Genomic DNA, 22,081 nt, shown 5'->3' on the forward strand with positions numbered 1-22,081 from the left:
AGGAATTGCCTGGTCAGCGGCCTGAGGCCTTGGTGGGGGAATGCGCGGGGGAATCGCTTGGGGGATGACGCGTTAGCATGGATGGCGAGCAGGCGCTGCTCGCGCGGATGTTCAATGCGACTGCGGCCGTCAAGCGCTGCGATGCGCGCTCCGGGCTGCCAATACGTTGCAGCACCAGCTGCGCGGCTTGCCTGCCGCGCGCACGCGGATCTGCGGCCAACGTAGTCAATGCCGGTGTAAACAAGGCGGCTTCGGCGATGTCGTCGAAGCCGGTCACTGCAAAATCGCGGCCCGGCACGATGCCGTGCATCGCCAGCGCGGCCATCAAGCCCAGCGCAACGCTGTCGTTGTAGCAAACCGCAGCGGTTGCAGCGTGGTCGGCGCCATCGAGCATGCGCGCGCCGCACAGCGCAGCGTCCTGACGATTCGGTGCGGATTCTACGTAGTGCACGGTAAAGCCAGCATTCGTCATCGCGCGGGTGTAGCCGGCGCGGCGCTGGCGGCAGGAACTGGATTCGGCATGGCCACCGAAAAACACGATGCGCCGATGGCCCTGCGCGATCAGATGTTCGCAGGCCAGAAACGCACCCTGTTCGTTATCCAGCGCCAGCAGATCCCACTGCGCGCCCTCCACTTCGCGGTTGAACAACACCACGTTGTGCTGGCGCCCCAGCACCTGGGTCAGTGCCTGGGCCTGGCTGCCTTCGGCCGGCGACAGGATGATGCCGGCGGGCGTGTGCTCCATCAGCGAGGTCAGCACCGCCTGCTGGCGCTGCGTGGATTCGCCGGTGCTGCCGAGCAGGGTGACGTAGCCGGCGGCACCCAAGGCCTCATCCACGCCTGCAGCGAACTCGGCGAAGAATGGATTGGACAGATCGTTGATGACCAGCGCAATGCTGGATGAGGTGCGGCAGCGCAGATTGGCGGCGGCACGGTTGTAGACGTAGTTTTGCCGATCCAGCTCGGCCTCCACGCGTGCGCGCGTCGTCGCATGCACCAGCGGGCTGCCGCGCAACACCAAAGACACGGTCGCGCGCGATACGCCGATGGCATTGGCGATATCGCGCAACGTCACTGCACCGCGTCGAATACGGCGCGCATCGTCGTCATCCGGGGCGGCCGGCATTGGCTTGGCACGCCTCATGTAGCCGGCTTTGCAGTGGAAGAAATGCGCATGTATCTGGCGTTGATTGGATCGATCCAATTAGGCCTTTTCCGGCCAATCAATGCATGCGGCAGTGCAGCATAGTTAGTTCGTGCGGGCTGGACTGGCGGGCATCGTGTTACCTAAGCTGCAAGCCCTGTGCCTGGCTTTCGCGGCAATTCGGCGGGCACGGCCTGGCCGTCGCCCCACAAACCTCCATCACTGAAACGCGATCGACAAGCCGATCCCGCCCTGCCAATCCGGGCTCTCCGAGGTCAGCCCGCGCAGCACCGATACATCCAGTTGCATCGCATGCGGCAGCTGCCAGGCGCCGCCGGCACCAGCCACGCGCGAATGCTCGCTGCCGGTGTCGAAGCCCGCTTCCACATAGCTGCTGAAGCGCTCGCCGGAAAAGAACGTGTAGTTGGGCGAGAAGGTCCAGGTGTGACCGTCGTTATCGCGCGCATAGTTGACGTACAGCGCCAGCGCGCGCTCCTGCGCCAGATCCCACGACGCGGTCACGCCCAGCTCGCGTGCGTAGCCATCGCTGAAATCAGGACTGCCGGTCGGCACGCTGTAGCTGCCGAGCGCGGCCCAATGAAAGCTGTCCGAACGCGACGGCAGTGCCACCTTCAAACCGATATGGCTGTCGCCACCGCCATGCACGCGCGCGCCACCGCCGTGCTGCCAGTTGTAACTGTCGCTGCCAAGCTGCAGCTCCACGTTCTGCAGCAGCCCCAGACGCAGCACCGTATCGGCGGTGTACTGCGTGGTCCGCTGCCCATCGGCGCGGTCGGTGCTGGCATCCGGCAAGCCCTGCTCCCAGGCAAACGCACCCGGCTGCAGCGTTTCGGCAGCGAACGGAATTCCGGGGCGATCGAATGCCGGCGCCTCGTCTGCCTGTGCGGCTGCCTGCTGACTAAGCGCGCAGAGCACGAGTCCCAATAATCCAACCGACACAGCGTTGCGACGCGGACGCATGCACGGAACATGGCGCACGGCTGAGCGCACTGATGCATCGGCACACGATGGCAGGGAATTCGAAGACATGGACATACACGACACCATCGGCAGGAAGTGAGCTGCGACGCCGCGGACACCATGCCCGCATACGTCGACCAACAACGCCGCGCATGGTGCCGCGCGTGCCGTGACCGGCTTGTGTATCGCCAGTCGCGCGTTTGCTGCACCGCTCAACACGCATGCGGGCAAGCAGGGATCCAGCTGCGCAACGCCAAGGCATGCGCCAAAATACATGGGCACCCATCAGGTGCCCACGTAACAACAAAAGCGTGTCGTGCAGCGTTACCAGACCAGGTCGTCGGGCACCTGATACTGGGGGTCCGCATACGGGTCGTCGCTTGTCGGTGCATTCGGATCCACCTTCAATGCGACCGAAGGTGCGAACACCGCTTCGGCTTCGGCCAGCAACTCGGCGGTGACCAGCAGATAACGCCCGTTGAGCTGCAACACACCCAGCTCGCCGGCATTGAGCGCCTTGAGCTGATCGGCGGTCACGTAGATGCGCTTGATCTTGCCGCCATACGGAAAATGCCGGGCGATATCGGCATCGGCATGATTCAGGCCCTTGTCCTTGAGCAATTCTTCGAGCTTGGCCTTGGCTTCGCGACGCAGGCGTGCTTCTTCCTGCTTCAGTCGCTCGGCTTCGATCCGTTCGTCTTTCTCGCGCTGCGCACGGATCGCATAGGCCTTGGCCAGATCGATGTCTTCGCGCGTGCGTGCCGGTTTGAGGCCGCGACGCTCTGCGTTGGCATGCTGCGGACGTGGCGAAGCTGCAGGCTTGCCATCGTTGCGACGATCAGGCCTGCCGTTACTTGTGCGCTCATGCTTGCCGTCGGTCGCCACAGCGGCGTGCGGCCGCTGCGGTCCCCTGCCCTGGCCACCCGGCGTGTTGCCGCCGGGCGCGGGCCTGCCACCGTTGCCATGGTGACGCGCGGCAGGCCGTGCGTCGGGTTTGCGTTCGGGCTTGGGGGCGGACTTGAAGCCCAACCCAAGCAACTGGTCACGTAAGGTATCGCTCATGGCGGTGGCAATCTGCAATCAATAGTGCGGAGGCGGCGGTTCGTCCGCTGCATCGGCAAACAACGTGGAGCGCACCTTGCCCAGATCCTCGAGCAGGTGGCGGATCAGTTCGGCATTGCGGGCGCCCGTCAAACGGGCGTCCGCAAGTGCTTCACTCAGTTCATTGAGCGCGTGCTCCTGAAAGGAGAGCCGCGTTTCCAGTTCAACCAACCGCGCGTCCAGTTCCTGGTCGCGCGGCGAGAGTTGCTCATGCATGCAACGAACGGCCTCGTCCGATGGCGTAGTAAGCCAGCCCGGCAGCTTCGATTTCCTGCGGGTCGTAAAGGTTGCGACCGTCGAATACGACGTCGTCCTTCAGGGCCTGCTTGATCTTGCCGAAATCCGGGCTGCGGAACTGCTTCCACTCGGTGACCACGACCAGCGCATCGGCGCCTTCCAGGGCCGCGAAGGCTTCATCGCAGAAGGTCAGATCGTCGCGCTCACCGAAGATGCGCTTGGCTTCGTGGGTAGCTTCCGGATCGTAGGCACGCACCGTGGCGCCGGCTTCCCACAACTGCGCCAGCAAACGACGGCTGGAGGCCGCACGCATGTCGTCGGTATTGGGCTTGAACGCCAGGCCCCACACCGCGAAAGTCTTGCCGGCAAGGCTGCCGCCGGCTTCGCTGCCGTAGTGACGCTGCACCAGTTCGAACAAATGACCCTTCTGCGCGTTGTTGACGCTTTCCACCGCGTTGAGGAGGGTCGGCTGCATGCCGTACTGCTCGGCGGTCTTGGCCAGCGCCTGCACGTCCTTGGGGAAGCACGAGCCGCCGTAACCGGCACCGGGATAGATGAAGTGCCAGCCGATGCGCGGATCCGAACCGATACCGTTACGCACGTGCTCCACGTCCGCACCGACACGCTCGGCAATGTTGGCGATCTCGTTCATGAAACTGATCTTGGTCGCCAGCATCGCGTTGGCCGCGTACTTGGTCAGCTCGGCCGAACGCACGTCCATTTCGACGATGCGATCGCGGTTGCGATTGAACGGTGCATACAGACGGCGCATGCGTGCAATCGCAGCCGGCTTGGTCGCACCGATCACGATGCGATCCGGACGCATGCAGTCGGCAACGGCGTCGCCTTCCTTCAGGAATTCCGGATTGGAGACGACGTCGAACTCATGCTCCACGCCACGTGCATCCAGTTCTTCCTGGATCGCCACGCGCACCTTGTCAGCGGTACCAACCGGCACCGTGGACTTGTTGACGACCACCGACGGGCCATCGATATGACGACCGACGGTACGCGCAACTGCCAGCACGTACTGCAGGTCGGCACTGCCATCCTCATCCGGCGGCGTGCCCACGGCGATGAAGGTGATTTCGCCATGCGCAATCGCCTCGGCAGCATCGCTGGTGAAGCGCAACCGGCCAGAGGCGTGGTTGGCTTTCACCATCGGCTCCAGGCCGGGTTCATAGATGGGGATCACCCCTCGATTGAGACCATCAACTTTCGCCTGGTCGATATCCACGCAGATAACGTGATGACCTACTTCGGCCAGACAGGTACCGGTGACTAGACCAACATAGCCGGTACCAAAGATCGCAACTCGCATGGGGGGGGATACTCCTGTGGGGGATCAGGGAAGGATACCCATCAGTTCGACATCGAACGTCAACGTTGCGTCTGGTCCGATCGGCCCCCCCTGCGTGCCGTTCGGGCCATAGGCCAAGTTGGATGGAATCCAGAAACGATATTTCGAACCGACCGGCATCAACGCAACGCCCTCGGTCCAACCTGCAATGACTTGATTCAGACCGAACTCGGCCGGCTGGCCGCGCTGGTAGGAACTGTCGAACACCTGCCCGTTGAGCAGCTTGCCTTCGTAGTTCACGCGCACCGTGTTGGTGGGCATCGGACGCTCGCCGCTACCCTGGCGCAACACCGTGTACTGCAAGCCCGAGGCCGTGGTGATCACGCCTTTTTCGGTCTTGTTCTTGGCGAGAAAGGCATTGCCCTCTTCGCGATTCTTGGCACCGGCAGCGCCCTGCTTGGCAGAGGCGAAGGCCTGCATCGTCGCTGCGGCTTCCTGCTGGGTCAGACGCGTGGTGCCCTTGGCGAACACGGTACGCACCGCTTCCATCAGGATGCTCAGATCGATCTCGTCCTTGATGCCGGCCAACGACGGGCCGACCGCGCGATCGCCCAGCATCAGGCCGACGTTTTCCTTGGACGGCGCTGCAGGCGCGCTACCCGGCGCCATGCCCGGAACCTGCTGGCCGTTACGCGCTGCCAGCGCAGTGCGCAGGGCGGTATCGGTGGCCTGGGTCTGCTCATCGGACAACAACGGCTTGCCGCCCTTGAATGCATTTTCGATGGCGCGTTGCAGTGCGCTTACATCGATGTCCTGGGCAATCGGCTCGAACGAGCGCGCCACATCCATACCGATGGCGTAGCTGACGTTGTCGCGGGTGCTCTTCTCAGACGATGCATTCACAACTGGCTTCTCCTTGGTGGCCGCTGCGGCCGGTTGCTGCGACATCGCCGGCATCGATGCCGACAGTGCCACCATCAGTAGCGACGCCGCCGCGCCGCGCTTTCCCATCTTCATTCGATGCACTTCCCGAAAGTGAAAAGACACGCCGACGCCGGCGCTGAATGCGCATTGTCGCATGTGCGCGCGGCGTTGCGAGAGCCGCGCTCAGCGCGACGGTGCCTTGAGCTCGCGTTCGATTGCCGCCAGCACGCTCGGATCGTCCGGTTTGATCTGGCTGGGGAACTGCGCCACCACGCGTCCATCGCGACTAATCAAATACTTGTGGAAGTTCCAACCCGGCGCAACGCCCGTGGCTTGCGTCAACCGCTGATACAACGGCGTCGCATCCTTGCCCAGCACATGCACCTTCTCAAACATCGGGAACTTGACGCCATAGGTCAGCGTGCAGAATTCCTGGATCTGCTTCTCAGATCCGGGTTCCTGCCCCTGAAAATCGTTGGACGGAAAGCCCAGCACCGAAAAACCGCGGCTACCGAAGCGCTTGTTCAGCGCTTCCAGTCCTTCGTACTGCGGGGTGTAGCCGCATTTGCTGGCGGTGTTGACCACCATCACCACCTTGCCGCCGTACGTACGGTTCAGGTTGATTGGTGCCTTGCCGGCCAGCGGCCGATAGTCCAGATCCAGCACCGGGGTGCCTGCCGCCAGCGCGGAGGCGGAAAAAAAGCCAGCAAATACAACGACAAGCAAACGGTTGAGCAACATGCGCGATCCCCTTGAATAGGTTCCGGCCCCTCGCAGATGCGGGGTGCCATCAGTTGGGTATGACAGACAGTTGACTGCCTGCGTGTCGGTGTTATAGTTAGATACAACACCAGTCATCCAACGCAGGGGAAAGCATGAACAGCACACGCTTCACGCGACCAGCTCCATTGCTGCTGCTCGGCAGCACCCTGTTCGCCATTGGTTGCCTGGGAGCCGCTTCCAGTCTGGTTACGGAGTCCGGCGCCGATTATGGCGTGTCGGAGGCGGTTACGGAAAACGCGACAACTCCCCCCGAGGAGCGCACCCGGCCCAGCCGGCACCTGCGCGCTTCGCTGTCGATGCCCTATTTCTCCTTCGCGCAGGTTCTGCGCCCACGGAGCTGATCATGAACGACATCCAATGGAGCGACGGCGCTCCCATCTACCGCCAACTCAAGGAACGGGTCATTGCCATGATGCTCGATGGAATCCTCAAACCTGGCGACGCCCTGCCCTCGGTGCGCCAGGTGGCGGCGGACTACCAACTCAATCCCATCACCGTCTCGCGCGCCTACCAGGAGTTGGCCGACGAGAACCTGGTGGAAAAACGCCGCGGCCTGGGCATGTTCATGACCCCGGAAGCCGCACAGAAATTGCGCGGCAGCGAACGCGAGCGTTTCTTGAATGAAGAATGGCCCGCGGTGCTGGAACGCATCCAGCGCCTGGGACTGTCCATCGACGATCTGTTGCCACAGGGAAAAACACCATGACCGCCGTCTCCTCCGACCATGTGGTCGACGCACGTGGCCTGCGCAAGGCCTACAAGCATCGGCTCGCGCTGGACAACACCAGTTTCACCATTGCCACCGGGCGCATCGTTGGATTGATCGGCCCCAACGGCGCCGGCAAGACCACCGCGCTCAAGGCGGTGCTGGGGCTGACCGATTTCGACGGCGAGTTGAGCGTGCTCGGCATGGATCCGCGCACCCAGCGCAACGCACTGATGAACGAGGTCTGCTTCATCGCCGACGTGGCGGTGCTGCCGCGCTGGCTGCGGGTTGGCGAGGCGATCGATTTCGTTGCCGGCGTGCATCCGCGCTTCGATCGCGCCAAGTGCGAGCGCTTTTTGGCCAATACGCAGCTCAACCGCAAATCGCGGGTGCGCGAATTGTCCAAGGGCATGATCGTGCAGCTGCATCTGGCGCTGGTGATGGCCATCGACGCGCGCATCCTGGTGCTGGACGAGCCCACCCTGGGCCTGGACATCCTGTATCGCAAGCAGTTCTACCAGCGCCTGCTGGAAGACTATTTCGATGAGCAAAAAACCATCATCGTCACCACCCACCAGGTGGAAGAGATCGAACACATCCTCACCGATGTGATGTTCATCCGCGACGGCCGCATCGTGCTGACCGCCGACATGGAAAACGTGGCCGAGCGCTACACCGAAGTGCTGGTCAATGCCGAGCATCTCGAGGCCGCCAGAGCCATCAAGCCGATCGACGAGCGCAGCCTGCCGTTCGGCAAGACCGTGATGCTGTTCGATGGCGTGCCGAAAGAACAGCTCGCCCGCTTTGGCGAAACCCGCAATCCCGGCCTTGCCGACCTGTTCGTTGCGGTCATGAAGGGGACCTACGCATGAATGCACTCACCCACCAAGCTTCTCCCGCACGTACGTTCGGCTGGCTGCTGAAACGCGAATACTGGGAACACCGTGGCGGCTTCGTCTGGGCGCAGATCATCACTGGCGGCATTGCGGTGTTCTTCGCACTGCTGGGCGCGGTGATCGGTGCGATCAGCGCACGCCGCAACATGGTCGGCGACAGCATGACGATGTCGGACATGGCCGAGTACAGCCGCACCCTCGGTCAGGTCGGCGACGGCCTGCTGCTGGGCGGCATCGGGATCGCCTCGGTCGTGCTGGCGTTCGTGGTGTTCTTCTATGCGCTGGGCAGCCTGTACGACGACCGCCGCGACCGCAGCGTGCTGTTCTGGAAATCGCTGCCAGTGTCGGATGTGCAAACGGTGTTGTCCAAAGCCGCCTGGGCGCTGTTGCTGGCGCCGCTGATCGCCATCGTGATCGGCGTACTGGTCGGCCTGGCGCTGTGGTTGATCGCCGGTGTGCCCAATCCATGGGGCTTGGCCACCCACTCGCATCCGTTCTCGTTGTTGTGGCTGATGCTGCAGACCGTGCCGATGAGCTTGCTGTGGTCGCTGCCGACCGTGGGCTGGCTGATGTTCTGCTCGGCCTGGGCCACCAGCAAGCCGTTCCTGTGGGCAGTGCTGTTTCCGTTGCTGGCCTGCGTGATGCTGAGCATCCTCTCGGCGATGCCGGGCGTGTCGCTGCCAATCGGCTGGATCTGGTACATCGTCGGCTACCGCGGTCTGCTCAGCGCCCTGCCCGGCACCTGGTCGCCGCGTGCGGTCAGCGGCAACCTCGATAGCAGCGCGATGCAGAACCCCAGCGATCTGGTGCAGTGGGTGCTGCAGCACACCGATAGCAGGCTGGTTTATGGCAACCCCGACATCTGGATCGGCGCCGCCATCGGCGTGGTACTGATCGCCGCCTCCATCTATCTGCGCCGTCGGCGCTCCGAAGCCTGAGTAAAGGACATCCCATGCGTTCGCACCTGCATCTGAGTCTGGCCATCTTGTTCGCGTTGCCCGGCGCTGCGTTTGCCCAGGAGCAATGCAAATTCTCCGAACCGCGCAACCTAGAGCTGAAACTGAGCGGAGTGAAGTCGGTGTTGTTCGAGGTCGCCTCCAACGACCTGCATCTGGACGCCTCACCGGGCATTAGCGGGCGTCTGAGCGGCCGCGCCTGTGCAGCACGCGCCGATCTGCTCAAAGGCCTGACCGTCACCCAGAAGCGCGTCGGCGACAAGTTGGTGGTGACGCTGGACGACGACCGCAGCATGCGCATCTCCGTCGGCGACAGCTACGCGTACCTGGATCTGCGCGGCAGCGTGCCCGACACGCTGCTGGTGCAGTTCGACGTGGGTTCCGGCGATGCGGAGATCTCCGGTGCGGCAGCGGTCAGTGCCGACGTCGGCTCTGGCGACATGGCGATTCGTCGCACCAAGGCCCGCGTCACCGCCAAGGTCGGCTCCGGCGACATCGAGCTGGAAGACATGGGCGCGTTGCGTGTCTTGGCAGTGGGCTCGGGCGATCTCAAGGCCACGCACGTGCGTGGCGCGGCGGAGGTCGGCAAGGTCGGCTCGGGCGACGTCAAACTGCGTGGCGTTGCGGGCAACGTCAAACCCGGCACGATCGGCTCAGGCGATGTCGACATCGACGATGTGCAAGGCGATGTAGGCGTGGACGCGGTCAACTCCGGCGCACTGAGCGTGCGCAAGGTGCGCGGCAACGTCAGCGTGGCGCGCAAGGGTAGCGGCGATATCGACGTCAGCGATGTCACCGGCAGCACGCGCGTGCCAACCGACAACTGATCACTCATTGATGATTCGAGGGGGAACTGCTGATGAAACTGTTGATTTCTGCGGTATTGGCGAGCGCGCTGTTGGTCGGTTGTGGCAAGTCCGAGCCCACGGTCGACGTATCGGGACAGGCCAACGGGAGTGGCGTGATCTTCAACGGCAAGAGCGTGACGCTCAAGCGTGACGGCCTGCCTGCAGCCACCATCGGTGTGGATGGCGCACTGAGCATTGATGGCAAGCCAGTGGCCTTGAACGATGCGCAGCAGCAGGCGATGCGCGGCTTCTACACGCAGATTCAGGGCGTGGCCGAAAAAGGCATCGACATCGGCACCCAAGGCGCAGCGTTCGGCGCGCATGCGGCGGGCGAAGCGCTCAAGGGCGTGCTCAGCGGCAACACCGACCAGATCGGCGACAAGATCGAGGCGCAGGCGGAAACCTTCAAGCACAACGCCATGCAGATCTGCGATCAGCTGGCCAAGCTGCGCAACGCACAAGACGCCGCCGCGCAACTGGTGCCGGCGTTTGCGCCCTACTCCACCCCTCACGCAACACGACGTCGACGACTGCCGCAAGTAAGTGCGGCAGTAACAGCCGCTGCGCAAGCGTTGGCAGGCGCAGCGGCTTCCCGAATCGGATGGAGCGTATGACCACGCCGATTCCTGCGCGCGCAAGTTGAGCGCCACCTTGGCCTGCGACATTTTGTCAGCCAAGCGATGTGCCATCGGCCCGGATCGCCTGACCGGGCGGGATTACACTAGTGCGCTCCCCTCAACCCATCGACCCCATGAACAAGTTCGTGATGCTCTGCATGGCGCTGCTGCTGTGCACTCTCGCCGCCTGCGGCGACCAGTCGTCCCGGCGCGCCGAACGTGGCAAGCCGCGCGTTGCGATCACCACACAATCGGTGATGATCCGCCGCCCACCGGCTGCCAATGCGGAAATCACCCCGGACGGCACACTGAAGATCGACGATATTGCGCTACCGCAGAAAGAGCCGACGCGCGCCAAGCTGCAGCTGTTGTTCGGGCATCTGCAGATGCTGCGTCAGCAGGCGGTCAATGATGCCGGGGCGGACCCGGAGTACAAATCGATCAAGCTGACGGTCACCCCGGAAATACAGAAGATCAGCGGCGAATTACTCAATGAGATCCCGTCGCTGCAGCCGTATCGCGAGAGCTTCGGCAACGTGCAGGCCGAGCGGCACTGAGTAGCGAAGTTGCGCGAAGACCGTAGATTGGCAAGAACCTTGCGTAGGAGCGCACTTGTGCGCGATGTGGCTTCATCGGGAAGTCCCCATCGCGCACAAGTGCGCTCCTACACACACACAGTAGGGATCAGCCACCGCTCCCACTGCTGCCCGCCTGGATGCCGCCAAGCGTCAGCGCGGCCGGATCCAGCAAACGCCGCAGATCCGCTTCGCTGAGCCCGCTGTCTTCCAGGGCCACGTCCAGCACCGGGCGCTGCTCCTTGTAGGCGCGCTTGGCGATCGCAGCGGCCTTCTCGTAGCCGATGATCGGGTTGAGTGCAGTGACCAGGATCGGATTGCGATCCAGCGCCTCGCGCACGCGTTCCTGACGCACTTTCAGCCCGGCGATTGCGGTATCGGCCAGCAGACGCGACACATTGCCCAGCAGGGTGATCGAATCCAGCAGGTTGTAGGCGATCAGCGGCAGGGTCACATTCAACTGGAAGTTGCCGGTCTGCCCGGCCACGGTAATCGCGGTGTGGTGGCCGATGACCTGCGCGCAGGCCATCACGGTGGCTTCGGGAATCACCGGATTGACCTTGCCCGGCATGATCGAGCTACCCGGCTGCAGCGCCGGCAATTCGATCTCGCCCAGCCCCGCCAACGGGCCGGCATTCATCCAGCGCAGATCATTGGCGATCTTGATCAAGGCCACTGCCAGCGCATTGAGCTGGCCGGAGAGTTCCACCGCATCGTCCTGCGCGGCCAGGCCTTCGAACTTGTTGTCGGCACTCTCGAACTTGAATTTGCTCAGGCTCGACAAGGCCTTGGCCACCTTGCCGCCGAAACGCGGATCGGCATTGATGCCGGTGCCGATCGCGGTGCCGCCCAGCGGCAGACGCCGCAAACGCTTGAGCGCGTCGTCGATGCGCTCCTGCGCCGAACTCAGCTGCGCCGACCATGCGCCGAATTCCTGGCCGAAGGTCAGCGGCATCGCATCCATCAGATGCGTGCGCCCGGTCTTGACCACCTTGCGCAGCCCCTTGGCGCGTTTGTCGATGGTCTTGCGCAGATGCTTGAGCGCGGGCTGCAAGTGCTCCTGCACCGCAAGCAACGCAGACACGCGGATGGCGGTCGGGATCACGTCGTTGGAACTCTGCCCGAGATTGACGTGATCGTTGGGATGCACCGCGTCCTTGCCGGCACGCGTGGCCAGCGTGGCGATCACCTCGTTGGCATTCATGTTGGATGAGGTGCCCGAGCCGGTCTGATAGACATCGATCGGAAATTGCGCATCGAAGGTGCCCTCGGCCACCTGCAAGGCGGCGTCCTGCACCGTCTTGGCGATCGACTTGGGCAGCAATCCCAGTTCTGCATTGACGTCGGCTGCGGCGGCCTTGATCAAGCCCAGCGCGCGAATGAAGCCACGCGGCATCGGCTGACCTGACACCGGGAAATTCTGCACGGCACGCTGGGTTTGCGCGCCCCACAATGCATCGGCGGGTACCTGCAATTCGCCCATGCTGTCGTGTTCGGTCCTGAAACGTTCGCTCATCTGCACTCTCCGCACATCGTTGGATTTGTGGTCAAGGAAGGGCTGGCAGCGGGCGTACCCGGGCTGGCGAGGCTACCTACGATACTCGCTCGCAGCGTTGCGGCCATGTCGTCGCAACCCGTGGGCTAGACTGCCCATCGATCAATACGAGGTACCACGCCGCCATGGGCGACGACCCTGACTGTAGAAACGCAGCACCTGCGTCTTACTCTTTGCATACCGCAGCATCGCGCAAGCGCAGCAACTAACGCCTCGACCTATCGCCGATGCACAGCACGCAGGCGTACGCCATGCTCGGTAATGTGCTGCTGCTGTTGGTCGCATTGTTGCTGGTGCTGTTGAATGGCTTCTTCGTTGCCGCCGAATTCGCGCTGGTCAAACTGCGCCACACCCAGGCGGTGGGTCTGGCGCAAAACAACGGTTGGCGCGGGCGTTTGCTGCTGGGGGTGCATGCGCATCTGGATGCGTACCTGTCGGCATGCCAGCTCGGTATTACCCTGGCCTCGCTCGGCTTGGGCTGGGTCGGCGAGCCTGCGTTTGCGCATCTGCTGCAGCCGCTGTTCGACCTGCTCGGCCTGTCGCCGGAAGCGGCGCAATTCACTGCACTGGCCATTGCCTTCAGCCTGATTTCGTTTTTGCACATCGTGCTGGGCGAACTGGCGCCCAAGACCATGGCCATTCGCCGTCCGGAGCTGATGTCGCTGTGGACCGCTGCGCCGCTCTACGTCTTTTACTGGGTCATGTACCCGGCGATCTGGGTGCTCAATACCAGCGCCAATCGGTTGCTGCGCGTGCTCGGCTGGGGCGAGGTGGAGCATCAATCGCATCGCTATTCGCGCGAAGAATTGATGCTGATCGTCGGCCGCCAGGATCCCAACGCGGCCACGCCCGATCACGGGCTGGCCTTGATGAGCCACGCGCTGGAATTGCCCGACCTGGTCGCCGGCGACCTGATGCGCCCGCGCGAGCACATGCGCAGCCTGCGCGAAGGCATGACGCTGGAATCGGTGCTGGCCGAGTTCAGCGAGTCGCGCTACAGCCGCTACCCGTGGTTCGATGCCGAGGGCGAGCAGGTCTTGGGCATCCTGCATACCAAGGACCTGCTGGTGGCGATGGCGCGCGGCCAGGACCTGGACGATCTGCGCCCGCTGCTGCGCCCGGCCACCCTGCTGACCCTGGAAACCCCGATCCCCAGCGCGCTGGAACAGTTCCGCACCGGTGCCACCCATCTGGCGCTGTGCGTAGAGGACCAGGGCCGCATCCTGGGCTTCTTCACCCTGGAAGACCTGCTGGAAGTGGTGGTCGGCGAGATCGAGGACGAGCACCGCCACGTGGTGCGCGATGCCCCGATCCGCAGCCAGGACGGTTCGCTGCTGGTGGCCGGCAGCACCTCGATCTTCCGCCTGGAACGCCTGCTCGGCCGGGATCTGAGCGCGCCGGACCACGTCAATTCGGTCGGCGGGCTGATCGTGCACAGGCTGCAGCGGCTGCCGGAAGAAGGCGAAACCCTGCAGCTGGACGGCCACGCGCTGACCGTGCGGCGGATGGACGGGCACCGGATCCAGGCCATCACCGTCCGCCCGATCGGCGAAGCGAGCGCCGGGGCGGCGTAGAATACTCACCCCCGCCAGCCTCCCAGTGCCCTGCCCATGTCGGATTCCGCCCTGCTCGCCCTGTCCCCGCTCGACGGCCGTTACGCCTCCAAGGTGGATGCGCTGCGCCCGATCTTTTCCGAATACGGCCTGATCAAGGCACGGGTCAAGGTCGAGATCGAATGGCTGCTGGCACTGGCCGCCGAGCCGGGCATTGCCGAGCTGGCGCCGTTCTCGGCGGCCGCCACGCAAACCCTGCGCCGCCTGGCCGACGACTTCAGCGTGACCCACGCCGCACGCGTCAAGCAGATCGAGCGCACCACCAACCATGACGTCAAGGCGGTGGAATACTTCATCAAGGAACAGCTCAAGGACGATGCCGAGCTGGGCCCGGCGCTGGAATTCGTGCATTTCGCCTGCACCAGCGAGGACATCAACAACCTCAGCTACGGCCTGATGCTGGACCAGGCACGCCGCGAGGTGCTGCTGCCGACGCTGGATGGCATCACTGCGTCGTTGCGCACGCTGGCCCATGCACAGGCCGGCCAGCCGATGCTGTCGCGCACGCATGGCCAGACCGCCTCGCCCACCACGCTGGGCAAGGAGATCGCCAACGTGGTCGCGCGCCTGGAGCGCCAGCGCAAGCAAATCGCCGCGGTCGAACTGACCGGCAAGATCAATGGCGCGGTCGGCAATTACAACGCGCACCTGGTGTCGTACCCGGACCTGGATTGGGCCGCATTCGCGCAGCGCTTCGTCGAAAGCCTGGGGCTGGTGTTCAACCCCTACACCACCCAGATCGAGCCGCACGACAACGTGGCCGAAATCGGCGACGCCAGCCGTCGCGTCAACACCATCCTGATCGATCTGTCGCGCGACATCTGGGGCTACATCTCGCTGGGCTACTTCAAGCAGAAGCTCAAAGAAGGCGAAGTCGGCTCCTCGACCATGCCGCACAAGGTCAACCCGATCGACTTCGAAAATGCCGAAGGCAATTTCGGCATTGCCAATGCATTGTTCGAGCATTTTTCCGCCAAGCTGCCGATCAGCCGCTGGCAGCGCGACCTCACCGACTCCACCGTGCTGCGCGCACTCGGCACCGCGTTCGGCCACACCCAGGTCGCGCTGGATTCGCTGGCCAAGGGCCTGGGCAAGCTGACCGTCAACCCGGAGCGTTTGAACGCCGATCTGGACGCCGCCTGGGAAGTGCTGGCCGAAGCCGTGCAGACGGTGATGCGCCGCCACGGCCTGCCCAATCCGTACGAACAATTGAAGGCCCTAACCCGCGGCCAGGGCATCACCGCCGCCTCGATGCAGGCGTTTGTGGAAAGCCTGCAGTTGCCCGAAGAAGACAAGCAGCGTCTGCGCGCGTTGACGCCCGGCGCCTATACCGGCCTGGCCGAACAGCTGGCGCGCGCCATCTGACCTGACTGCCGCACCCGATCTGGCCGCATTGCGGCGACCCGCATCATTGCGTTGTATCCAGCTGTCAGGAGTATTGCCATGGCATTGCGCTCGCTGCTGTATGTGTCCCTGCTCGCGTTGGTGGCCTGCGGAAAGCAGGCCGCTCCCGAGCCCGCCGCTGCCGCGCCGCAAGCGCCGGCCCCCACGTCGATCGCACCGGTGCCATCGGTGCCTTCCGTGCCATCGGTCCCGAGCATGGACGGCGCCACCCAGGTCGCCAGCACGGGCGAGCGGCCGACGCTGATGGTCACCTCGACCAGCGGCACGGTCAGCTGCGACGGGCATAACGTCGACCTGACCGGACAGAACGCCAATCTGACCTTCAAGGGCGATTGCGGCACGATCGCGGTGCTGGGTGAGCATGCGATCGTCCAGATCGAGCGCGCCGAAGCGGTGCGCATCGTTGGCGAGGCTGCCCAGGTCACCCTGGCCAGCGATGCCAAGACCGTCGAGCTATTCGGCCGCAAATCCACGCTCAAGGCCGGACGCATCGACACGCTGCGGGTGCCTGGCGACGACAATCAGGTGCAGGCGCAGGCGATCGCTGCAGCCACGTTGCACGGCCGTGGCAACCGCATCACCCAACAGTCCGGCACTGCGGTCGTCAACGATTACGGTAGCGATAACCAGCTCTCCACCCGCTAAGAAAGGCTAACAAGACGACGACGCTCACCGCCGTGCCGGGCACGGCCGGCGCTCGAACTCATCGTGCAGCAAGCGTATGCATCGGTTGCCCAGCCCAGCCCTGCCCGCACCCACCTGGCAACGGCTCATTCTGTTTTGTTAGCCACTCTAAGCCGTCGACGCCCGCAAACACCTGGCGCGAGCAGCGCATCCCCAGCCATGCCTGCGTGGCCGGGACGTGCACCGGCCCCTCTGCGACACACGCCAGCAAGGCATCGCGCAGCGGGCTGGGCGACAATAGGCCACTTCGCCGGCCGCACAGCGCCGGCTTTTCCCAGTCGGACCCGTCACACCATGAAAAAGACCGCCGCAAAAAAGACCGTCGCCAGAAAGGGCGCGCCGCTGCCTTTCGAGATCCATGCCACCCGCGACCAGCCGCTGGGCATGCCGGTCGAGCGCTTCCTGCGCAACTACTGGCACAAGCACCCGCTGTTGATCCGTAACGCGTTCCCGGACTTCCAGTCGCCGCTGCAGCCCGAAGATCTGGCCGGCCTGGCCTGCGAAGACGGCGTGCTGGCGCGACTGATCAGCCACGACCGCGCCACCGACGACTGGAATGTGCGCACCGGCCCGTTCCAGGAAACCGACTTCCCCGGCCTGCCCGACCACGACTGGACCTTGCTGGTGCAGGACGTGGACAAGTGGGACACCGACGTACGCGCCTTGCTGGAGCAGTTCCGCTTCCTGCCGCGCTGGCGTATCGACGACATCATGATCAGCTTCGCTGCCACCGGTGGCTCGGTCGGCGCGCATGTCGACCATTACGACGTGTTCCTGCTGCAGGGCCAGGGCCACCGCCGCTGGCAGATCGACGCGCGTGCGCAACAGGGGCGCAAGGCCGCGCCGCTGGCATTCCGCGACGATGTCGAGCTCAAGCTGCTCAGCACCTTCAAGCCCACCCACGATTGGGTGCTGGGGCCGGGCGACATGCTGTATCTGCCGCCGCTGGTGCCGCACCACGGCGTGGCCGAAGACGCCTGCCTGACCTTCTCCATCGGCACCCGCGCGCCGTCCTCGGCCGAGCTGATCGGCGACTATCTGGACACCTTGATCGCCGACGCCGACGAGGCCGTGCGCTATCAGGACGCAGACCTCAAGGTGCCCACCGATCCGTACGAGATCGACGTCACCGCGATGAACCGCGTGGTCGCAGCGCTCAACGCGCTGCGCATGAACGACCCGGATCGCCTGGGCGACTGGTTCGGCCGCTTCATGACCACTTACCGCGCCTCCGGCGACGTGGTACCGGCGCCAGAACCCATCCCGCGCGAGGCGGTCGAGCAGGCCCTGGAAGAAGGCGTGTTGCTGCATCGCCATCCATGGTCGCGACCGGCCTGGCGGCGTGCCAAGCGTGGCGCCACGCTGTTCTGCAGCGGGCTGGAATTTGCGTTGTCGGCCAAGGACGCCGCGCGCCTGGCCGCCGCCGAAGAAATCGACGGCGCGCTGTATGCGCAGTTGTCGGTGCGCGGCCGCGAGGTGGTGCTGGAACTGCTGGCGCAGGGCCATTATCAGCGCGCCCACGAAGAGAACGACGACGATTTCGAGGACATCGACGACGACCAGGCACACGTGCTGAGCCTGTCGGCCGACCACGACGATGCCGAGACCGATACGCAGGATGCAGACGAGGAGATCGACGCCGAGGCCGACGTCGAGCAGGTCGCAGACGCCGCAGACGGCCCGGACGAAGCCGGTGACGCCGGGCAAGGCGAAGACGCCGCTCAGAACGACGACAGCGACGACGACGAGGCATCGGACGCTGGCGACACCGACGCGTCGCCCAAGCGCGCATGAACCACCACGCCAGGCCGCAGACCGTCTCGCTGGATCCGGCGCTCGACGCCGCGGCCCTGCGTGTGCTGCGCCTGGCGTGCACCACCGGCACCGCTGGCACCACCAGCGATGCCGAATGGGACGCACTGGATCCCCTCAGCCTGCAATTGGCCATGCGTACCGACGACGGCCAGCTGATCGCCGCGGTGCGGCTCACACCCGACCGACGCATCGACCGGCTCGGCGTGCTCCCCGACTGGCGCCGCCGTGGCATTGCCGACCAATTGCTCGCCGCCGCAGTGGACACCGCCCGCCAACGCGGCTGGCCCAGCCTGAGCGCACGCGTTAACTCACATGCCGAAGCGGTGTTCGCACGTCTCGGCTTTCTGCCCGAAGCCTCCCCGAGTTTCGTCCTGACCGCGCCTTCGATACGGCGGGCGCAGCAGGCACTGCCCTGCACCGCCGCCTCGACGGCCCGATGGCAGTCGAGCATCTGAGCGCAGCCCTGGCTGCCACCACCGGCCTGCTGTGTGCGGCGCGCCGTCAGGTGCTGATCTATACGCGTGCACTGGATCCGCCGCTGTTCGACAACGTTGCGGCACTCGATGCGCTGCGTCGCTTCGCCACCGCCCGGCATGACAAACGCGTGCATGTACTGGTGCAGGACACCGCAAGCGCCAACGCCAGTGGCAGCGCGCTGTTGCGGCTGGCCCAGCGCCTGCCCAGCGTGTTTCGCTTCCGTGCGGTCAGCGATCCGGTCGATGGCAGCTACGCGTCGGCCTACGTGGTAGGCGATGATGCCTACTACTTTCGTCCAACAGGCCACCGCTTCGACGACGGCGAAACTTGGCTGTCGGGCGCCGCGCGCAGTCGTCAGCTGGAGCGCGAATTCGCGCAGATATGGGAGCGCAGCGCGCTTTGGAGCGAACCGCGCGCGCTCGGCATCTGACGCCGCAGCGCCCTTCGCACGTAGGTGCGAGGCCGGTCGACCTACCCGTCCGGTCAGCTCGCAGACGCCCTGTCATTAGCGCAAGGGGGTATAATTTTTCGAGATTTGATACCGACCGATAGGGCATCTTGCCCTGCCGCTTCCGCACAATCATCCCTCACAGCAGACCCGACTTACCATCGTGGATAATCTCCTAAAGCAGTTCGCACAGTCATCGCAGCTCGCCGGCGGCAACGCCGCCTATATCGAGGATCTGTACGAGCAGTACCTCGTCGCCCCGGACAGTGTCGATCCGAAGTGGAAGAGCTATTTCGACGACTTCAACGGTCGCGATGCCGGGGATGTGCCGCACTCGGCCGCCATCGCCCACATCCTCACTGCCTCCAAGCAGGCAGCCAATGCCGGAACCGGCGCGGGTGCCAGTGACGAGCGCGAGCGCAACGTCGGCCGCCTGATCACTGCCTACCGTGCGCGTGGTCACCTCGGCGCGCAGCTCGACCCGCTCGGCCTCACCCCGCCGGTCAATCCGCCCGATCTGGATCTGCCGTTCCATAGCCTCTCGCAGGCCGATATGGACAGCGAATTCAGCACCGGCGGTGTCGGTGGTCAGCCGCGCATGAAGCTGAAGGACCTGCTGGCCCGCCTGAAGGCGACCTACGCCAGCACCATCGGCGCGGAGTTCATGCACATCCAGGAATTCGACCAGCGCCAGTGGATCTACAAGCGCCTGGAAGATGCCGGCGGCAAGATCGCCGGCGACGCGGCCAGCCGCAAGCGCACGCTGGAGCGGCTCACCGCCGCCGAAGGCCTGGAGCGCTACCTGCACACCAAGTACGTCGGTCAGAAGCGCTTCTCGCTGGAAGGCGGCGATGCGCTGATCCCGATGATGGACGAGATCATTCGCCAGTCCGGCAACGATCAGGTCAAGGACATCGTGATCGGCATGGCCCACCGCGGCCGCCTCAACGTGCTGGTCAATACGCTGGGCAAGAACCCGCGCAAGCTGTTCGACGAGTTCGAAGGCAAGTTCGAGCACGCCCACGACGACCGCGCGCACACCGGCGACGTCAAGTACCACATGGGCTTCTCGGCCGACATCGCCGTTGGTAGCGACAAGCAGGTACATCTGGCGCTGGCGTTCAACCCCTCGCATCTGGAAATCGTCGACCCGGTCGTGGTCGGCAGCGTGCGGTCGCGTCAGGAGCGCTTCGGCGATGCCGAGCGCAAGACCGTGCTGCCGATCCTGATCCACGGCGATGCCGCATTTGCCGGCCAGGGCGTGGTGATGGAGCTGTTCCAGATGTCGCAGGCGCGCGGTTTCGCCGTTGGCGGCACCGTGCACATCGTCATCAACAACCAGATCGGCTTCACCACCAGCGCCCGCGACGACGCCCGTTCCACGCTGTACTGCACCGACGTGGCCAAGATGATCGGCGCACCGGTCTTCCACGTGAATGGCGACGACCCGGACGCGGTGATGTTCGTGTCCAAGCTGGCCTATGAGTTCCGCCAGCAGTTCAAGAAGGACGTGGTCATCGACCTGGTCTGCTACCGCCGTTGGGGCCATAACGAGGCCGACGAACCGGCAGCGACCCAGCCGGTGATGTACCAGACCATCCGCAAGCACAAGACCACCCGCGAGCTGTACGCCAACAAGCTGGAAAGCGACGGCGTGCTGAGCGCCGACGAAGCCAAGGCGCTGGTCGACGGTTACCGCAACAAGCTCGATTCGGGCGAGTACACTACCGAACTGGCCACGCGCAAGCCGGACGAATTCGCCATCGACTGGTCCAAGTATCTGGTCGGCACTGCGGCTGATCCGGTCGACACCCGCGTCAAGCGCGAGCAGCTGGACCGCCTGGCCAAGCTGATCACCACGATTCCGGAAGGCGTGGAGCTGCACGCACGTGTGGCCAAGATCTACGACGATCGCGTCAAGATGGCCGCCGGCCAGCAGGCCGGCGACTGGGGCTTTGCCGAGAACCTGGCCTACGCAACGCTGCTGGCCGAAGGCCACAAGCTGCGCCTGGTCGGCCAGGATGCCGGTCGTGGCACGTTCTTCCACCGTCACGCGATCCTGCACGACCAGAAGAGCGACAGCTATTACATGCCGCTGCGCCAGTTGGTCGAGAACCCCGAGGACGCCACCGTGATCGACTCGCTGCTCAGCGAAGAAGCAGTGATGGGCTTCGAATACGGCTACTCCACCACCGACCCGAACGCGCTGTGCGTGTGGGAAGCGCAGTTCGGCGACTTCGCCAACGGCGCGCAGGTGGTGATCGACCAGTTCATCGCCGCCGGCGAAGCCAAGTGGGGCCGCATCGCGGGCCTGTCGCTGTTCCTGCCGCACGGCTACGAAGGCCAGGGCCCGGAGCACAGCTCCGCGCGTCTGGAACGTTTCCTGCAGCTGTGCGCGCTGGAGAACATGCTGGTGTGCGTGCCGACCACCCCGGCGCAGTGCTTCCACATGATCCGCCGGCAGATGCGCATGACCACCCGCAAGCCGCTGGTGGTGATGACGCCCAAGTCACTGCTGCGCCACAAGCTGGCAGTGTCGAGCCTGGAAGAACTGGCCGAGGGCGAATTCCAGCATCTGATCCCCGATGCCAAGGCCGATGCCGGCAAGGTCAAGCGCGTGGTGCTGTGCTCGGGCAAGGTCTATTACGACCTGCTCGAAGACCAGACCAAGCGCGGCCAGGACGACGTCGCCATCCTGCGCGTGGAGCAGCTGTATCCGTTCCCGCGTGCGCAGCTGGCGGCCGAGCTCAAGGCCTATGCCAACGCCACCGATGTGGTGTGGTGTCAGGAAGAACCGCAGAACCAGGGTGCGTGGTACCAGATTCGCCACCATCTGAACTTCTGCCTGACCGGCGCCCAGAGCCTGCATTACGCCGGCCGTGCCCGCTCGCCCTCGCCTGCCGCCGGCCACATGGCCGACCACATCGTCGAACAGCAGAAGCTGGTCGCCGATGCGCTCCTCAATCCGTTCAACGACCAAGTCGCTGAATAACTCCTCTTCCCCAAAGAACGCACAC

At 64.4% G+C, this 22,081-nt stretch carries 19 protein-coding genes and 2 pseudogenes; 13 read left to right on the forward strand and 8 right to left on the reverse strand.

Annotated elements, in window-relative coordinates; genetic code table 11:
- Positions 1-13: 13 nt before the first annotated feature.
- The 7 genes from NDY25_RS01030 to NDY25_RS01060 form a co-directional block, all read right to left on the reverse strand.
- Positions 14-1,144 carry a LacI family DNA-binding transcriptional regulator gene (locus NDY25_RS01030; protein WP_168958515.1) on the reverse strand — a complete coding sequence of 377 codons (1,131 nt, stop codon included), beginning with the start codon at positions 1,142-1,144 and terminating at the stop codon, positions 14-16.
- Between the two features lie 219 nt (positions 1,145-1,363).
- Positions 1,364-2,212: a transporter gene (locus NDY25_RS01035; RefSeq protein WP_425526346.1), complete on the reverse strand. Its 849-nt coding sequence runs from the start codon at positions 2,210-2,212 to the stop codon at positions 1,364-1,366.
- A 237-nt stretch (positions 2,213-2,449) separates the two neighbouring features.
- The gene (locus NDY25_RS01040; protein ID WP_323699535.1) at positions 2,450-3,187 is read right to left on the reverse strand and encodes a DUF2058 domain-containing protein; all 738 of its coding nucleotides are present in this window, start codon (positions 3,185-3,187) and stop codon (positions 2,450-2,452) included.
- Between the two features lie 18 nt (positions 3,188-3,205).
- Positions 3,206-3,442, reverse strand: coding sequence for a SlyX family protein (locus NDY25_RS01045; RefSeq protein ID WP_006448709.1), 237 nt, complete (start codon positions 3,440-3,442; stop codon positions 3,206-3,208).
- Positions 3,435-4,784: a UDP-glucose dehydrogenase family protein gene (locus tag NDY25_RS01050; protein WP_104550550.1), complete on the reverse strand. Its 1,350-nt coding sequence runs from the start codon at positions 4,782-4,784 to the stop codon at positions 3,435-3,437. The genes NDY25_RS01045 and NDY25_RS01050 overlap by 8 nt, the downstream gene beginning before the upstream one ends.
- A 24-nt stretch (positions 4,785-4,808) precedes the next feature.
- Positions 4,809-5,780: an FKBP-type peptidyl-prolyl cis-trans isomerase gene (locus NDY25_RS01055; RefSeq protein ID WP_168958518.1), complete on the reverse strand. Its 972-nt coding sequence runs from the start codon at positions 5,778-5,780 to the stop codon at positions 4,809-4,811.
- Positions 5,781-5,870: 90 nt separating this feature from the next.
- On the reverse strand, positions 5,871-6,428 hold the full coding sequence (locus NDY25_RS01060; protein ID WP_168958519.1) for a glutathione peroxidase: 558 nt from the start codon (positions 6,426-6,428) through the stop codon (positions 5,871-5,873).
- Between the two features lie 134 nt (positions 6,429-6,562).
- On the opposite strand from NDY25_RS01060, the gene NDY25_RS01065 reads away from it, so the two are divergent.
- The 7 genes and pseudogenes from NDY25_RS01065 (at position 6,563) to NDY25_RS01095 (ending at position 11,050) form a co-directional block, all read left to right on the forward strand.
- Entirely contained in the window at positions 6,563-6,811 is a 249-nt protein-coding gene (locus NDY25_RS01065; RefSeq protein WP_043889124.1) for a hypothetical protein, read from the forward strand.
- A gap of 2 nt (positions 6,812-6,813) precedes the next feature.
- Complete coding sequence (locus NDY25_RS01070) at positions 6,814-7,176, forward strand: GntR family transcriptional regulator (protein ID WP_003483692.1); 363 nt, start codon at positions 6,814-6,816, stop codon at positions 7,174-7,176.
- A complete protein-coding gene (locus NDY25_RS01075; RefSeq protein ID WP_104550552.1) occupies positions 7,173-8,048 on the forward strand; it encodes an ABC transporter ATP-binding protein in 876 nt (291 codons plus the stop codon). The genes NDY25_RS01070 and NDY25_RS01075 overlap by 4 nt, the downstream gene beginning before the upstream one ends.
- Positions 8,045-9,010, forward strand: coding sequence for an ABC transporter permease (locus NDY25_RS01080; RefSeq protein WP_251754814.1), 966 nt, complete (start codon positions 8,045-8,047; stop codon positions 9,008-9,010). Before NDY25_RS01075 ends, NDY25_RS01080 begins: the two co-directional genes overlap by 4 nt.
- Positions 9,011-9,024: 14 nt before the next feature.
- Positions 9,025-9,855, forward strand: a complete 831-nt coding sequence (locus NDY25_RS01085) for a DUF4097 family beta strand repeat-containing protein (RefSeq protein WP_256627711.1) — start codon at positions 9,025-9,027, stop codon at positions 9,853-9,855.
- 32 nt (positions 9,856-9,887) lie between these two features.
- A pseudogene (locus NDY25_RS01090) lies at positions 9,888-10,419 on the forward strand (DUF2884 family protein).
- Between the two features lie 208 nt (positions 10,420-10,627).
- Complete coding sequence (locus NDY25_RS01095) at positions 10,628-11,050, forward strand: hypothetical protein (protein WP_104550555.1); 423 nt, start codon at positions 10,628-10,630, stop codon at positions 11,048-11,050.
- A gap of 127 nt (positions 11,051-11,177) precedes the next feature.
- On the opposite strand, the gene NDY25_RS01100 is transcribed toward NDY25_RS01095, so the two are convergent.
- On the reverse strand, positions 11,178-12,584 hold the full coding sequence (locus NDY25_RS01100) for a class II fumarate hydratase (protein WP_168958523.1): 1,407 nt from the start codon (positions 12,582-12,584) through the stop codon (positions 11,178-11,180).
- 266 nt (positions 12,585-12,850) lie between these two features.
- Here NDY25_RS01100 and NDY25_RS01105 point away from each other — a divergent pair, with 266 nt between their 5' ends.
- The 6 genes and pseudogenes from NDY25_RS01105 to NDY25_RS01130 all read left to right on the forward strand — a co-directional run bounded on the left by NDY25_RS01105 (position 12,851) and on the right by NDY25_RS01130 (position 22,056).
- Positions 12,851-14,197, forward strand: a complete 1,347-nt coding sequence (locus NDY25_RS01105) for a hemolysin family protein (protein WP_168958524.1) — start codon at positions 12,851-12,853, stop codon at positions 14,195-14,197.
- Positions 14,198-14,233: 36 nt separating this feature from the next.
- Positions 14,234-15,601 (forward strand): adenylosuccinate lyase, encoded by a 1,368-nt coding sequence (gene purB, locus NDY25_RS01110; RefSeq protein ID WP_168958525.1) that lies wholly within the window; start codon positions 14,234-14,236, stop codon positions 15,599-15,601.
- A gap of 78 nt (positions 15,602-15,679) precedes the next feature.
- On the forward strand, positions 15,680-16,285 hold the full coding sequence (locus NDY25_RS01115; protein ID WP_168958526.1) for a DUF3060 domain-containing protein: 606 nt from the start codon (positions 15,680-15,682) through the stop codon (positions 16,283-16,285).
- 333 nt (positions 16,286-16,618) lie between these two features.
- Positions 16,619-18,118 carry a ribosomal protein uL16 3-hydroxylase gene (locus NDY25_RS01120; protein WP_256627712.1) on the forward strand — a complete coding sequence of 500 codons (1,500 nt, stop codon included), beginning with the start codon at positions 16,619-16,621 and terminating at the stop codon, positions 18,116-18,118.
- Positions 18,115-19,046: pseudogene (locus NDY25_RS01125) on the forward strand (GNAT family N-acetyltransferase). Before NDY25_RS01120 ends, NDY25_RS01125 begins: the two are co-directional and overlap by 4 nt.
- A gap of 181 nt (positions 19,047-19,227) precedes the next feature.
- Complete coding sequence (locus NDY25_RS01130; RefSeq protein WP_168958528.1) at positions 19,228-22,056, forward strand: 2-oxoglutarate dehydrogenase E1 component; 2,829 nt, start codon at positions 19,228-19,230, stop codon at positions 22,054-22,056.
- The last annotated feature ends 25 nt before the right edge of the window (positions 22,057-22,081 follow it).

The sequence above is a fragment of the Xanthomonas hortorum pv. pelargonii genome (assembly GCF_024499015.1).
GTDB classification, from domain to species: domain Bacteria; phylum Pseudomonadota; class Gammaproteobacteria; order Xanthomonadales; family Xanthomonadaceae; genus Xanthomonas; species Xanthomonas hortorum_B.

What these genes read in the sequence shown, in the direction of transcription:
- NDY25_RS01030 (WP_168958515.1), bottom strand. Translation starts at nt 1,144, where the DNA reads ATGAGGCGTGCCAAGCCAATGCCGGCCGCCCCGGATGACGACGATGCG.
- NDY25_RS01035 (WP_425526346.1), bottom strand. Translation starts at nt 2,212, where the DNA reads ATGGTGTCGTGTATGTCCATGTCTTCGAATTCCCTGCCATCGTGTGCC.
- NDY25_RS01040 (WP_323699535.1), bottom strand. Translation starts at nt 3,187, where the DNA reads ATGAGCGATACCTTACGTGACCAGTTGCTTGGGTTGGGCTTCAAGTCC.
- NDY25_RS01045 (WP_006448709.1), bottom strand. Translation starts at nt 3,442, where the DNA reads ATGCATGAGCAACTCTCGCCGCGCGACCAGGAACTGGACGCGCGGTTG.
- NDY25_RS01050 (WP_104550550.1), bottom strand. Translation starts at nt 4,784, where the DNA reads ATGCGAGTTGCGATCTTTGGTACCGGCTATGTTGGTCTAGTCACCGGT.
- NDY25_RS01055 (WP_168958518.1), bottom strand. Translation starts at nt 5,780, where the DNA reads ATGAAGATGGGAAAGCGCGGCGCGGCGGCGTCGCTACTGATGGTGGCA.
- NDY25_RS01060 (WP_168958519.1), bottom strand. Translation starts at nt 6,428, where the DNA reads ATGTTGCTCAACCGTTTGCTTGTCGTTGTATTTGCTGGCTTTTTTTCC.
- NDY25_RS01065 (WP_043889124.1), top strand. Translation starts at nt 6,563, where the DNA reads ATGAACAGCACACGCTTCACGCGACCAGCTCCATTGCTGCTGCTCGGC.
- NDY25_RS01070 (WP_003483692.1), top strand. Translation starts at nt 6,814, where the DNA reads ATGAACGACATCCAATGGAGCGACGGCGCTCCCATCTACCGCCAACTC.
- NDY25_RS01075 (WP_104550552.1), top strand. Translation starts at nt 7,173, where the DNA reads ATGACCGCCGTCTCCTCCGACCATGTGGTCGACGCACGTGGCCTGCGC.
- NDY25_RS01080 (WP_251754814.1), top strand. Translation starts at nt 8,045, where the DNA reads ATGAATGCACTCACCCACCAAGCTTCTCCCGCACGTACGTTCGGCTGG.
- NDY25_RS01085 (WP_256627711.1), top strand. Translation starts at nt 9,025, where the DNA reads ATGCGTTCGCACCTGCATCTGAGTCTGGCCATCTTGTTCGCGTTGCCC.
- NDY25_RS01095 (WP_104550555.1), top strand. Translation starts at nt 10,628, where the DNA reads ATGAACAAGTTCGTGATGCTCTGCATGGCGCTGCTGCTGTGCACTCTC.
- NDY25_RS01100 (WP_168958523.1), bottom strand. Translation starts at nt 12,584, where the DNA reads ATGAGCGAACGTTTCAGGACCGAACACGACAGCATGGGCGAATTGCAG.
- NDY25_RS01105 (WP_168958524.1), top strand. Translation starts at nt 12,851, where the DNA reads ATGCACAGCACGCAGGCGTACGCCATGCTCGGTAATGTGCTGCTGCTG.
- purB (WP_168958525.1), top strand. Translation starts at nt 14,234, where the DNA reads ATGTCGGATTCCGCCCTGCTCGCCCTGTCCCCGCTCGACGGCCGTTAC.
- NDY25_RS01115 (WP_168958526.1), top strand. Translation starts at nt 15,680, where the DNA reads ATGGCATTGCGCTCGCTGCTGTATGTGTCCCTGCTCGCGTTGGTGGCC.
- NDY25_RS01120 (WP_256627712.1), top strand. Translation starts at nt 16,619, where the DNA reads ATGAAAAAGACCGCCGCAAAAAAGACCGTCGCCAGAAAGGGCGCGCCG.